Origin of the sequence: Gilliamella sp. B2911, assembly GCF_026536965.1 — a bacterium.
GTDB classification, from domain to species: Bacteria; Pseudomonadota; Gammaproteobacteria; order Enterobacterales; family Orbaceae; genus Gilliamella; species Gilliamella apicola_E.
Genome location: NZ_JAFNNA010000002.1, coordinates 34,084 through 46,653, shown reverse-complemented (window position 1 = coordinate 46,653; position 12,570 = coordinate 34,084). Strand labels below are relative to the sequence as shown.

Genomic DNA, 12,570 nt, shown 5'->3' with positions numbered 1-12,570 from the left:
ATAACATCATGCAAAAGTTTAATGTCAAAACCTTTCAGGGTTTAATACTTACGTTACAAGATTATTGGGCTAATCAAGGTTGTACAGTGATTCAGCCATTAGATATGGAAGTCGGCGCAGGTACTTCTCATCCAATGACCTGTTTAAGAGCACTTGGTCCTGAACCGATTAATGCTGCTTACGTTCAACCTTCTCGTCGCCCTACTGATGGTCGTTATGGTGAAAATCCTAATAGGTTACAACATTATTACCAATTCCAAGTTATCTTAAAACCATCACCAGATAATATCCAAGAACTTTACTTAGGATCACTAAAAGAGCTTGGTCTTGATCCAACTGTTAACGATATCCGTTTTGTAGAAGACAATTGGGAAAATCCAACATTAGGTGCATGGGGATTAGGTTGGGAAGTTTGGTTAAACGGTATGGAAGTGACCCAATTTACCTATTTCCAACAAGTTGGTGGTCTTGAGTGTAAACCGGTGACTGGCGAGATTACTTATGGTTTAGAACGCCTTGCTATGTATATTCAAGGCGTAGATAGCGTTTATGATTTAATCTGGAGTGATGGCGCATTTGGTAAAACCACTTATGGTGATGTTTTTCACCAAAACGAAGTTGAACAATCCACTTATAATTTCGAGTACGCTAATATTGATTTCTTATTTTATTGTTTTGAACAACATGAAAAAGAAGCAAAAATGTTACTTGAATTAGAAAAACCTTTACCGCTACCTGCTTATGAACGTATTTTAAAAGCAGCTCACTGCTTCAATTTACTTGATGCCCGCAAAGCTATTTCAGTAACTGAGCGACAACGTTACATATTGCGTATCAGAACATTAACAAAAATGGTTGCTGAAGCATATTACGCCTCTCGTGAAGCACTTGGATTTCCAATGTGCCAAAATAAACGTTCTAACCAAAATGCATCAAAGTAGGAATTGATATATTATGCAAAAAACATTTCTAGTAGAAATCGGTACTGAAGAGTTACCACCGAAATCACTCCGCACTTTGGCTGAAAGCTTTGCAGCTAATTTTATTGAACAACTTGATAATGCTAACTTAGAACATGGTGAGGTACTTTGGTTTGCATCGCCGCGCCGTTTAGCTTTAAAAGTATTGAATTTAAATGACACTCAACCAGATAGCCAAGTTGTTAAACGCGGTCCTGCGGTAAGTGCCGCATTTGATGCAAATGGTAAACCAACAAAAGCAGCAGAAGGCTGGGCTAGAGGATGTGGCATCGATATCTCTCAAGCAGAGCGCATTCAAACAGATAAAGGCGAATGGTTATCTTATACTCATAATCAAAAAGGACAGCCTGTTGTTAATTTATTATGTGATATGGTTAAAAATGCATTAAATAAATTACCTATTCCTAAACCTATGCGCTGGGCAGCTCGCCAAGTTGAATTTATCAGACCAAGCCATACTGTAACTATGCTATATGGTGATCAACTTGTACCGGGCGTCATTTTAGACATTCAATCAGATCGTATTATTCGCGGACACCGCTTTATGGGTGAACAAGAATTTACCATTGATAATGCTGACCAATATCCTGAAATCCTTGAACAACGAGGCAAAGTTATTGCTGACTATAACAAGCGAAAATCAATCATTAAGCAGCAAGCTCAAGAAGCTGCTGAAAAACTTAATGGTAAAGCAGATTTAACTGAAAGCTTACTTGAAGAAGTTTCATCATTGGTTGAATGGCCTGTAGTATTAACAGCAAAATTTGAAGAAAGATTTTTAGAAGTTCCAGCCGAGTCATTGGTATATACGATGAAAGGCGATCAAAAATATTTCCCTGTCTATGATAAACAAGGAAAACTATTACCAAACTTCATCTTCGTTGCAAATATTGAATCAAAAGATCCTCAAGTTGTTATTTCTGGTAATGAAAAAGTGGTTCGTCCTCGTTTAGCTGATGCCGAATTTTTCTATAGAACAGACTTAAAACAACGTTTAGAAGATCGCCTTCCTCGCCTTGAGACAGTTTTATTTCAACAACAACTTGGTACAGTTAAAGATAAAGCACTTCGTATTGAAGCCTTATCTGGCTTCATCGCCGAAAAAATTGGTGCTGACACTGAACAAGCCAAACGTGCAGGGAAATTAACTAAATGTGATTTAGTTACTAACACGGTGTTTGAATTTCCTGAAACGCAAGGCATCATAGGTCGATATATAGCGATTAAAGATGGTGAAAGTATTGAAGTCGCTACCGCTATTGAAGAACAATATAAACCTCGTTTTTCAGGCGATGAACTACCAAGTACTCCTGTGTCTAGTGCGGTATCTATTGCCGAAAAAATGGATACATTAGCCGGTATTTTTGGTATTGGTCAACATCCTAAAGGTGATAAAGATCCATTTGCACTTCGCCGTGCAGCTATTGGTGTATTACGTATTATTGTTGAAAAAAGCTTACCTCTTGATTTAGTTGAGCTAGCAAGTTTTGCCACATCTTTATATGGAAATAAATTAACCAACAACAATGTTGTTATAGATATTGTTAATTTTATGCAAGGTCGATTCCGAGCATGGTATCAAGAAAAAGGATTTGCGATAGATACCATTCAGGCTGTCTTGGCAATTAATCCAACCAAGCCTGCAGATTTTGATACCCGCGTTAATGCGGTAACACATTTTAGAACGTTACCTGAAGCTTCTTCATTAGCAGAAGCAAATAAACGTGTATCAAATATTTTGTCTAAATCTGAAAACGCTATCCCTGAAAATATTAACGCCTCACTTCTTGAAACGGGTGCAGAAAGCGAATTAGCTATGCAAATAGCAATATTGACAGATAAGTTAGCACCTTACTTTACTGAAGGTCGATATCAAGATGCCTTAATTGAATTAGCATCACTTAAAGCACCTATTGATACATTTTTTGAGAAAGTAATGGTAATGGTTGATGACGAAAAAATTAAACTAAACCGATTGGCTCTTTTGAAAAAATTACAAAATTTATTTTTGAAGGTTGCCGATATTTCTATACTACAATCATAACTTTTGAATTAAATATAAAGACCGTGGTAATACTAGTATTACCACCCATAAGGAAAAACGATGGACTCACAAAACAATTTATCATTTTTAGTTACTTTTGAAAAAACAGTTAACTTTATTCGCAATAGATTCCCACTAATCGCAATCGCAAGCGTAGTGCTTGCATTAGCTAGTTCATTATTATCGTATCTTATTTTTGATCCAGCTGCTCTTGTAGCTAGCATGGTCTATTACTCAAATCCAGCTCAAGTTCTTGGTGCATTATTTGGAAGATTATTGCTTTTAACAATTGTCTTCATCTTTATTGGTGCCGTGGCAATTGGTATTATTTATAATTTAACTGCTAGTGACAAATTAGATACGAAATTAGTGTCACAACGCATATTACCTGCTTTTCTAAATCTTGCAGGATTTACCGCTATTTATTTTATTATATTTTTAATAGCAGGAATTTTGCTTTCTTTAATTATGTGGATTATCGGAATGATATTACCCCAAAAGTTAGTTGTATTATTAACTATATTGATAGGTTTTGCTATATATCTTATCATAAGCATCATTGTGAATTACTTTTGTGCTTCATTAATAGTTCCAGATTCAATAGGATTTTTTCAAAGATTTGCTGGAAGCCATAAATTAGCTGTAACAAAATGGAAAGCACCTTTACTAATGGTATTAATTTCTTTTGGGATTACTATCGTTCTAGGGCTTATTAATTATTTATTGGGTAATAATATTATTGTAGCGACTATTACTTCAATAGTATCTATGTTTATTAGTTTCTTTGTATATAGCTTCTTCTATCGCTTATACAACGTATCTAATAATGTTGAATTACCGAAACTAGATGATAATAATCAAAACAATCAACAAATCATCTCTTAATTTTTTTATGTAGTATAGTTTAGTTTAATCCTAAAAATCCCTATTAATGGCAATTAATAGGGATCATCATTCTCACTTATAATAATTCTTACTATTATGACGCCAGCCATTAGATTGCTCAAAAAGCATAAAATTAAATTTAATATCCATCAATATCAACATGACGCACAACAAACCCATTATGGACAAGAAGCTGCGGATAAACTTGGATTAGAACTAAATGTTGTTTCAGGTCAGATATTTAAAACACTGATTGTATGCATAAATGGGGACAATAAATCATTAGCAGTCTGTGTATTACCGGTTGATTGTACATTGGATCTTAAACAAGCCGCTAAAATTCTTGATTGCAAAAAAGTAGCATTAGCTGACCCGAATCTAGCACAAAAAACAACAGGTTATTTAGTCGGTGGGATAAGTCCTCTCGGGCAAAAAAAACGATTACCTACACTTATTGATGATAGTGCTAAACAATATGCAACGATGATGGTATCAGGGGGTAAAAGAGGATTAGAAATCGAAATATCACCGCAAGATTTAGCTGATCAATTAAATGCTAAATTTGCTAAATTAACGGTTTAGATAATAAGTAAAATCGTTTCTAAAAACTCAAGAAAAAATAGATTAAAAAGTTGGAGTTAAAAATAAAGCCATAACGATTAGTTATGGCCTTAAAAAATTCTCTAATAGAAAGCAATATAATTATTTGATTGCTTCTTTTAAGCTTTTACCAGAAACAAATGCTGGTACTTTGCTTGCTGCAATTTTGATTTCTTTACCAGTTTTTGGGTTACGACCAGTACGAGCTTTACGAGCATTAACTTTAAATGTACCGAAACCAACTAATTGAACTGGCTCACCAGATTTTAATGATTCAGTGATAGAAGCTAAAGTTGCTTCTAAAGCAGTTTTTGCTGCAACTTTAGTAATATTAGCTTTGCTAGCAATAGCATCTACAAGTTCTGTTTTATTCATGGAATATCCTTACATATTTATTTTATTGTTAAAGTTAACATTAATAAACAAAGTTAAAACCCAACTTTGCTTCTGTAAACGTGATTTAGATTACATTGTTGTTAAATGTAGTCTATATTTGCCTAATGTTAAAGAAAAATTTAATAAAAATTAAAAAAATCACGCTTTAACCGCTTTAATTGCTCAAAAAAACACCAATATTGCTAGTTTCTGCAGACCGAATGTCCATTTTCAAGCCTTTAATCAAGTCTAACATTTCATTATTTTCATCACTTAATAAGCGAAAAATTTCCCACTGCAAATCAAATTCATCAATTACACTAGGCAAAGTTACTTGTTCATCTTCTGAAAGTTCAATATTATCTTTTGTCATTTCAAATTCAGCTACAGTAGTTGCGGAAATAGAGCTAACTTTGGCTGAGTGTTCATCTATTTCACCACTTATATAAGAGTGTAGAATTTCACTAAGAGCCTGACAAGCATCAATAGCAGGGTAAACCATATATGGGCTATCTTCCTTGATGACTGGAATTAACGATTCAAGTTTCTCAAGTTGTAAATCAAAATTAATTTTCACATTCTCAACCAATAGTGATTCCCAAATAAGATCTAGAATTTTTTTATATCCTACTGCTGATTGTTCATCTTGTTGTAAATTGCAATAATAAATAAAGTTTGGATACATTCGTTCGCATAGACAAACCATAAATAAACGCTGCTTCCAAACTGGCAATTTTGCTATTCTTAATTGAATAGGATTTTTAATCATGAATGAAACCTTTTTGACCGTGTGTGTACTGATTCAACTAAATATTGTACATGCTCAATGGGAATATCTTGGTGAATACCATGACCTAAATTAAAGACATGACCATTATGATAGCCAAATTCACTTAGAACTGACTCAACGTTAGACTCAATCGTTTCCTTATTGGCATACAATATAGAAGGATCTAAATTACCTTGTATGGCAATCTTACCTTTTTGTTCTATCTGATTCAAATCCACTGTCCAATCAACACCGATGGCATCAGCCCCTGATTTAGAAATAGTATCGAGCCATAAACCACCACCTTTTGTAAATAGCGTCACAGGAACATAAGAAGTGATATTCTGGCTTTTCTTACCCCTTTTTAGTTGAGATAAGATAAGTTCCATATAATGCAAAGAAAACGCTCGATAACTTTCATGGCTAAGCACCCCGCCCCAAGTATCAAATATCATAATCGATTGGGCGCCAGCTTCAATTTGAGCATTTAAATACAATATTACACTGTTAGCTAATTTTTCTAGCAGCAAATGTAATGCTTTAGGTTCACAATAAAGCATCTTTTTTATTTTAGTAAAGGTTTTACTACTACCGCCTTCAACCATATAAGTTGCCAAGGTCCATGGACTACCAGAAAAGCCAATTAATGGAACTTTGCCACCTAACTCTTTTTTCGTTAACCCAATAGCATCCATTACATATTTGAGAGATTGTCCTGGATCAGGTATAGGCAATTGTGCAATATCATCTAAACAAGAAATCGTTTTTTTAAATTTAGGCCCTTCGCCTGTTTCAAAATATAAACCAAGTCCCATTGCATCGGGAATGGTTAAAATATCTGAAAAAATAATGGCAGCATCAAGATCAAATCGCCGAATGGGTTGTAAAGTTGCTTCACAGGCAAGTTCTGGTGTTTGGCACATCGTCATAAAATCACCAGCTTTAGCCCTAAGCTGCCGATATTCAGGTAAGTATCGACCGGCTTGGCGCATCATCCAAATTGGCGTGTAATCCACAGGTAAACATTGTAATGCACGTAAATAACGATCGTTTTTCAATTGGCTCATCTTTTTAGCTCTATAAATTGTGAGATAGGGTAAATGGGACAGTTCTACATTTAGCTCAAAATAGCTAATTTGACAATTATTTCCGATCTTGAGGCTGCGACAATATACGTTGAGCGTAACAAATCAATGTTTCAGAAATATTTTGCATCACGCTACTTTCTGGAGCAAAGCGATGCCAATACAGCATACGTCTTTGAAATAAGCCTTCCGTTAAATTAACCAATTCACCATTTTTTAACTCTTGTTCAACTTGTAACATTGGTATCATACAACATGCAGAACCTTGTTTAGCCAATTGGACAAAAGCTTCAGATGAACTAGTAATATGACAAATAACACTACCTGGTGTAAGATTAAAATTTTCTTGCAAAAAGGCTTGGTGCATATCATCCAAATGGTCAAATGCCACTGCAGGCGCTTTTAAAAGCGATGAACGAGTAACACCATTAGGAAAGTATTTTTTAGCAAACTCAGGAGAAGCAACAAAAATATAATCCAATGCACCTAATAAATCAGATAAACATCCCGGTAAAGGATTGGGTTGAATGCTAATTGCAGCAACGACAGTACCTAAGCGTAGAAGTTCTAACGTATGCTCTTCATCTTTGACTTGAATATCAAAGCGTAAAATATTTTTATCTAAAACTGGTTTTAAAGCGGGTAAAAACCAAGTTGCTAAAGAGTCAGCATTAATTGCAATTGATAATGACAATGGCGTAGTATTTTGCTCATTGTCACCTAACCATTGTTGTTCTAATAATTCAACTTGATGCAATAATCCTAAAAGATGTTCACCTTGTTTAGTCGCTTTTGGAGGAATCGTTCTTACTAATAGTTGCTGACCAAAAAAGCTTTCTAATTGCTTAATGCGTTGCGATACTGCTGGTTGCGTAATACACAATTTGTCAGCTGCTCGTTCAAATCCTCGTTCTTTTATCACTGCATCTAATGCTTGTAATGCTCTATAATCTGGACGCTTCATAATCTCTTTACTAATGATTTGATCTTCGCTTGGTCATTCAAGCTATTTTAATTTTGCAAAAAATTTGAAATAGATCTAAAACCTTATAGATTTTCTTAAAATACTAATGATTTTTGCTTCCCAATTGGGTACTATGCCATATCTTAAACAATTTTGCTTTTAAAATTTTAATTTTTTGATCAAAATTATATTTACACACGGTGATATCATGACACAAGATGAACTAAAAAAAGCAGTAGGTTGGTCAGCCCTTAAATTTGTTAAACCAGATTCATTAGTAGGCGTAGGCACAGGTTCTACTGCGGCTCACTTTATTGATGCTCTTGCAACAATAAAAGATCAGATAAAAGGAACTGTCTCTAGTTCAGAAGCGTCAACCCAAAAATTAAAAAGCTATGGTATTCCAGTTTTAGACTGTAATGACGTTGATAGCTTAGATATTTATGTCGATGGAGCAGATGAAATTAATCATAATATGCAAATGATTAAAGGCGGAGGAGCCGCGTTAACACGTGAAAAAATAGTATCGGCTCTGGCAAAACAATTTATCTGTATCGTTGATGAGTCAAAAGTGGTCGATGTTCTCGGGAAATTTCCACTTCCAGTAGAAGTCATTCCGATGGCCCGTTCTTATGTTGCTCGAGAATTATTCAAACTTGGCGGCAAACCTATCTATCGTCAAGGAGTGGTTACTGACAATGGCAATGTTATTTTAGATGTTCACGACCTTGTAATTGCAAAACCAATGGAATTAGAAGATAGGATTAATAGTATCGCCGGTGTAGTCACAGTAGGGTTATTCGCTAATAAAGGCGCGGATATCGCTTTAGTAGGCACGAGTTCTGGTGTGAAAGAAATAAAAAAATAATAAATGACTTTTTTAATTGATAACTTTGCATGACAAATTGTTTTAAATATTAAAGATAGAGAGGAAGAAATGGTTGTTCAAGCGTTAACCAAAGATGAAAACAAGTTTCTATTACTTGAAGGTGTCCACCCTAGCGCGATTGAAACACTTAAATCGGCAGGCTTTAACAACATTGAATATCATAAAGGTGCGCTATCCAAATCCGAACTTGAAGCGGCAATTAAAGATGCAAGATTTATTGGTATTCGCTCAAGAACACATTTAACAAAAGATATAATCGATGCAGCCCCAAAACTTGCAGGAATTGGTTGTTTCTGTATTGGAACCAATCAAGTTGAACTTGATGCAGCAACCGTTAAAGGAATTCCTGTTTTCAATGCACCGTTTTCTAATACGCGTTCTGTTGCAGAGCTAGTATTGGCTGAAGCGATTTTATTACTTCGCCGAGTACCTGAAGCTAATGCCAAAGCTCACCAGGGGAAATGGAATAAATTAGCCACAGGTTCTCATGAAGCGCGTGGTAAAAATTTAGGTATCATTGGTTATGGCCATATCGGTAGTCAATTAAGCGTATTGGCTGAATCATTAGGCATGAATGTTTATTTTTATGATATCGAAACTAAATTACCATTAGGCAATGCCAAACAAATTTCATCCATGAAAGAATTACTTGCCATGAGTGATATTGTAAGTATGCATGTTCCAGAAAACTCAACCACAATTAAAATGATTGGCAAATCAGAAATCGACATGATGAAATCAGGCTCTATATTGATTAATGCCTCTCGCGGTAGTGTGATTGATATTGAAGCCTTAACTCAAGCGTTGGAAAACAATAAACTTAGTGGAGCAGCTATTGACGTTTTCCCTAGTGAACCGGCAACTAATAGCGATCCATTCGAATCACCACTGTGTAAATTTGATAATGTCATTATTACCCCACATATCGGCGGTTCAACTACTGAAGCTCAAGAAAATATCGGTATTGAAGTTGCAACCAAGTTGGCAAAATATTCAGATACAGGCGCAACACTTTCAGCGGTTAACTTCCCTGAAGCATCATTACCGATTCCGGCAAAAGGATCTAGTCGATTTATTAATATTCATCACAATCAACCCGGCGTGTTGACTGCAATAAATACGCTATTTGCAGAACAAGGTCTAAACATTTCAGCTCAGTATTTACAGACTGATTCTAAAATTGGTTATGTTGTGATTGATATTGATAGAGTAGAACAAAATAAAGCAGAAGAGTTATTAGTTAAACTAAAAAATGTCGCTGGTACAATTCGAGCAAGATTATTGTTCTAATCCACTTTGCTAAGGCGTTCGGGCAATTATTTCCATGTCCGAACGCATAATATTAGGTTTAGAAATTATTCGAGTGTTTCAGATAGATCGTTAATATCAAACCAATTTTAATAAAATTACCACTATTATTAACGTCAAAAACCCCGTTCCTCAACTTTTTTTATATTTTAATGTCTTTTTACTTATCTAAAGGTTTTACTTTTATAACTTTAATACCTTTTTGAATTAATGCGTCGTAATATTTATCATCTAAATTATTGTCTGTAATAATCGTATCAACTGATTCTATATCACAAACGACATTTGGGCTACGTCGCCCAAATTTGGTTGAGTCAACGAGTAAAATCAATTTTGCAGCGGCTTTACTCATCGCCACACTACCATGATAGCTTTCGTTGAATGTTGTCACACCACCAACTACATCAACACCATCAGCACCCATAAATAATTTATCAAAAGTATAAGATTCAAAGGCCGCAATTGCTGATGCATGATTACTATGGAAGGAAGCTGATTTTCGGCGAAAAGTGCCACCTGTTAAAATAATGGTTTGATCGTTATCATTAGCTACCAGTTCATTAACCATATGTAAACTATTGGTCATAATAGTTAAATTATTAAACTGGGCTAACATTGGAATCATCTGTGCGACAGTACTGCCTGCATCGAAAATAATTGAATCACCTTCATGGATCAATTTAGCGGCTTCTTGAGCAATCGCTTTTTTAGCAGCAGTATTAATGTAGGTTTTATGATCAATAGCTCTGTCACCGATTTCTCGATTTAGCATTGCTCCACCATAAGTCCTTAAAACTAATCCACTCTCATTAAGTTGAGTAAGATCTTTCCTTATAGTGGTTCCAGTAGTCCGAAAATGTGCGACTAATTCATCTACACTAACCTGTCCATGATTTTGTAAATATTCTAAAATTGCGGTTTGCCTTTGTTTAACTTTCATGCCAAGATTCCATTATTTTCACAGTAAATAAGATCATTTACTTTGCAAGATAGTATACTTCAATATAAAAGAAAATACTTTTCAAAATAAAAGTTAAATACTATTTATTGCTCGCGGTTAACGCAACTGATAATGCACTTCGCGAAGCAGGATCATTTGGGTAAATCGTTTCAGGTATAATCTCTTTTGCATTAAGTCCATGTAATTGAGGAATAGCCTTAGGTAATGCAAATACTGTAATGCCCTTCATTTTTACTGAATCAATTACATTTTGGTTTTCATCTAATGAGATAGCAATTAAGACTCTTGGCTTAAACCATTTAGTTTGACTACGACCAACCCCCAAATATCGCCCTTTTTTCATCGCTAAAAAGGTTTGATTAAATCGGCGAATTTGCAACCAACTAAATATGATTTGGACACACCAAGCCATAAGCGCAAAAATAATTAAAGTTGTCGTCATGTTCATGGCTATCTCCATTAATAATTTAGGCTAAATAAAAATGCGAAAGTGATAACAAACACTTTCGCACTTTAATTTTAATTAGAACATTACTTGGCCACCAGTAATATTAATTGATTGTCCAGTACAATATGAAGCCTTATCACTTGCATAAAATAATAAGACATTAAGCACATCTTGATAATCACAACCACGTTTAAGTGGCACCTTATCAATATAAACTTGCTCAACTTCGTTTTCTGGAATACCTAATTTTTTAGCGTATTGAGGAATTAATGATTGGAACATTGGTGATTTTAATAAATTACCTAACATTAATGAATTTACAGTAATACCATAATCTGCAAGATCAAGTGCTAATGATTGAGTTAAACCAACACCACCAAATTTAGCAGCACTATAACCAGAATTATGTTTACTACCAACTTTACCTGATTTTGAATTTATTTGAATAATTCGTCCAGCCGTTTTATGTTTGAGCATTAATTTAGCAAACTCGCGAGCACACAGAAAGTAACCAGTAAGATTAACATTTACTGATAATTGAAAATCGCTTAAAGCAAAGTTTGTAATAGGAGCTGCTTTAGCAACACCTGCACTATAAACCATTAAATCAGCTCGGTTAAATGTATTATCAACATCTTGTGCAAGTTTAATCACACTCTCTTCATTTGTTGCATCAACACCAAAGCCTTTTGCGGTACCGGCTCCATGTTTCTGATTGATAGCATCTGCTACTTTATTTGCATTTTCAATATTTAAATCAGCAACAGCTACATTATAACCAGCATCAGCAATCCCTTTACATAAAAACTCACCTAAAGTTTGTCCTCCACCTACAACAACTGCAACTTTTTTCATTCTTTGTTCCTTAATTAGTTAAAATTTTAATTTCATCACCCACAAAAAGTTGATTTGGAATGTCACCTTTTACATGGATAGTTCCCGGTAATTCTGCTTGGCTACTACCGTCAAACCTTAATGTGATATGCCCTAATTCACGAAAATTAGTGCTAGCAACATCGCCAACGGAGGTAATTTGAAAAGTATATTTGCCAATTTGAAATACTTGCCCTACTTGTAGATCTTGTTTTAAATCATCATGACTATGTACAAAACAGTAATCAGCTAAGTCTGATGGCGCGCCATTTTTAAATAGTATTAGCATGCCATCAGCCAATGCATCTGGGGCAAACTCACCAATTTGATTAATTTTTGATTGATAGATAACATTCGACATCGTTAACCTTCTTTAATTTTTAGTTGAA

General features: G+C 34.7%; 14 protein-coding genes. 6 read left to right on the top strand and 8 right to left on the bottom strand.

Annotated elements, in window-relative coordinates:
• Positions 1-8 precede the first annotated feature (8 nt).
• The 4 genes from glyQ to ybaK all read left to right on the top strand — a co-directional run bounded on the left by glyQ (position 9) and on the right by ybaK (position 4,491).
• Positions 9-941: a glycine--tRNA ligase subunit alpha gene (glyQ, locus tag J3U27_RS02225; protein WP_065562010.1), complete on the top strand. Its 933-nt coding sequence runs from the start codon at positions 9-11 to the stop codon at positions 939-941.
• A gap of 10 nt (positions 942-951) precedes the next feature.
• Positions 952-3,024: a glycine--tRNA ligase subunit beta gene (glyS, locus tag J3U27_RS02220; RefSeq protein ID WP_065735030.1), complete on the top strand. Its 2,073-nt coding sequence runs from the start codon at positions 952-954 to the stop codon at positions 3,022-3,024.
• A 60-nt stretch (positions 3,025-3,084) separates the two neighbouring features.
• Complete coding sequence (locus tag J3U27_RS02215) at positions 3,085-3,909, top strand: hypothetical protein (protein ID WP_267376724.1); 825 nt, start codon at positions 3,085-3,087, stop codon at positions 3,907-3,909.
• A 96-nt stretch (positions 3,910-4,005) separates the two neighbouring features.
• Positions 4,006-4,491 carry a Cys-tRNA(Pro) deacylase gene (ybaK, locus tag J3U27_RS02210; RefSeq protein WP_267339220.1) on the top strand — a complete coding sequence of 162 codons (486 nt, stop codon included), beginning with the start codon at positions 4,006-4,008 and terminating at the stop codon, positions 4,489-4,491.
• Between the two features lie 120 nt (positions 4,492-4,611).
• Here the strand turns inward: ybaK and J3U27_RS02205 are convergent, their stop codons facing one another.
• The 4 genes from J3U27_RS02205 to J3U27_RS02190 all read right to left on the bottom strand — a co-directional run bounded on the left by J3U27_RS02205 (position 4,612) and on the right by J3U27_RS02190 (position 7,702).
• Positions 4,612-4,884, bottom strand: coding sequence for an HU family DNA-binding protein (locus J3U27_RS02205; RefSeq protein WP_065562006.1), 273 nt, complete (start codon positions 4,882-4,884; stop codon positions 4,612-4,614).
• Positions 4,885-5,059: 175 nt separating this feature from the next.
• Entirely contained in the window at positions 5,060-5,653 is a 594-nt protein-coding gene (locus J3U27_RS02200) for a YjaG family protein (protein ID WP_267339221.1), read from the bottom strand.
• Positions 5,650-6,720, bottom strand: coding sequence for a uroporphyrinogen decarboxylase (gene hemE, locus J3U27_RS02195; protein ID WP_065562004.1), 1,071 nt, complete (start codon positions 6,718-6,720; stop codon positions 5,650-5,652). The genes J3U27_RS02200 and hemE overlap by 4 nt, the downstream gene beginning before the upstream one ends.
• Before the next feature lie 76 nt (positions 6,721-6,796).
• Positions 6,797-7,702, bottom strand: coding sequence for a LysR family transcriptional regulator ArgP (locus tag J3U27_RS02190; RefSeq protein WP_065562003.1), 906 nt, complete (start codon positions 7,700-7,702; stop codon positions 6,797-6,799).
• Between the two features lie 208 nt (positions 7,703-7,910).
• On the opposite strand from J3U27_RS02190, the gene rpiA reads away from it, so the two are divergent.
• Both rpiA and serA read left to right on the top strand, forming a co-directional pair.
• Positions 7,911-8,570: a ribose-5-phosphate isomerase RpiA gene (rpiA, locus tag J3U27_RS02185; RefSeq protein ID WP_065562002.1), complete on the top strand. Its 660-nt coding sequence runs from the start codon at positions 7,911-7,913 to the stop codon at positions 8,568-8,570.
• A 69-nt stretch (positions 8,571-8,639) separates the two neighbouring features.
• Positions 8,640-9,881, top strand: coding sequence for a phosphoglycerate dehydrogenase (serA, locus tag J3U27_RS02180; protein ID WP_065562001.1), 1,242 nt, complete (start codon positions 8,640-8,642; stop codon positions 9,879-9,881).
• A 178-nt stretch (positions 9,882-10,059) separates the two neighbouring features.
• Here the strand turns inward: serA and srlR are convergent, their stop codons facing one another.
• From srlR to J3U27_RS02160, 4 genes are all read right to left on the bottom strand, one after another.
• The gene (gene srlR / locus J3U27_RS02175) at positions 10,060-10,839 is read right to left on the bottom strand and encodes a glucitol operon DNA-binding transcriptional repressor SrlR (protein WP_065562000.1); all 780 of its coding nucleotides are present in this window, start codon (positions 10,837-10,839) and stop codon (positions 10,060-10,062) included.
• Between the two features lie 100 nt (positions 10,840-10,939).
• Positions 10,940-11,308, bottom strand: a complete 369-nt coding sequence (locus J3U27_RS02170) for a transcriptional regulator GutM (RefSeq protein ID WP_267354139.1) — start codon at positions 11,306-11,308, stop codon at positions 10,940-10,942.
• A gap of 75 nt (positions 11,309-11,383) precedes the next feature.
• The gene (gene srlD, locus J3U27_RS02165) at positions 11,384-12,163 is read right to left on the bottom strand and encodes a sorbitol-6-phosphate dehydrogenase (RefSeq protein WP_065561998.1); all 780 of its coding nucleotides are present in this window, start codon (positions 12,161-12,163) and stop codon (positions 11,384-11,386) included.
• 10 nt (positions 12,164-12,173) lie between these two features.
• Complete coding sequence (locus tag J3U27_RS02160; protein ID WP_267330941.1) at positions 12,174-12,542, bottom strand: PTS glucitol/sorbitol transporter subunit IIA; 369 nt, start codon at positions 12,540-12,542, stop codon at positions 12,174-12,176.
• Positions 12,543-12,570: the final 28 nt, after the last annotated feature.

Excerpts from the sequence above, each read along its gene's own strand:
- glyQ (WP_065562010.1), top strand. The coding sequence starts at position 9 with ATGCAAAAGTTTAATGTCAAAACCTTTCAGGGTTTAATACTTACGTTA.
- J3U27_RS02215 (WP_267376724.1), top strand. The coding sequence starts at position 3,085 with ATGGACTCACAAAACAATTTATCATTTTTAGTTACTTTTGAAAAAACA.
- ybaK (WP_267339220.1), top strand. The coding sequence starts at position 4,006 with ATGACGCCAGCCATTAGATTGCTCAAAAAGCATAAAATTAAATTTAAT.
- J3U27_RS02205 (WP_065562006.1), bottom strand. The coding sequence starts at position 4,884 with ATGAATAAAACAGAACTTGTAGATGCTATTGCTAGCAAAGCTAATATT.
- J3U27_RS02200 (WP_267339221.1), bottom strand. The coding sequence starts at position 5,653 with ATGATTAAAAATCCTATTCAATTAAGAATAGCAAAATTGCCAGTTTGG.
- hemE (WP_065562004.1), bottom strand. The coding sequence starts at position 6,720 with ATGAGCCAATTGAAAAACGATCGTTATTTACGTGCATTACAATGTTTA.
- J3U27_RS02190 (WP_065562003.1), bottom strand. The coding sequence starts at position 7,702 with ATGAAGCGTCCAGATTATAGAGCATTACAAGCATTAGATGCAGTGATA.
- rpiA (WP_065562002.1), top strand. The coding sequence starts at position 7,911 with ATGACACAAGATGAACTAAAAAAAGCAGTAGGTTGGTCAGCCCTTAAA.
- serA (WP_065562001.1), top strand. The coding sequence starts at position 8,640 with ATGGTTGTTCAAGCGTTAACCAAAGATGAAAACAAGTTTCTATTACTT.
- srlR (WP_065562000.1), bottom strand. The coding sequence starts at position 10,839 with ATGAAAGTTAAACAAAGGCAAACCGCAATTTTAGAATATTTACAAAAT.
- J3U27_RS02170 (WP_267354139.1), bottom strand. The coding sequence starts at position 11,308 with ATGAACATGACGACAACTTTAATTATTTTTGCGCTTATGGCTTGGTGT.
- srlD (WP_065561998.1), bottom strand. The coding sequence starts at position 12,163 with ATGAAAAAAGTTGCAGTTGTTGTAGGTGGAGGACAAACTTTAGGTGAG.
- J3U27_RS02160 (WP_267330941.1), bottom strand. The coding sequence starts at position 12,542 with ATGTCGAATGTTATCTATCAATCAAAAATTAATCAAATTGGTGAGTTT.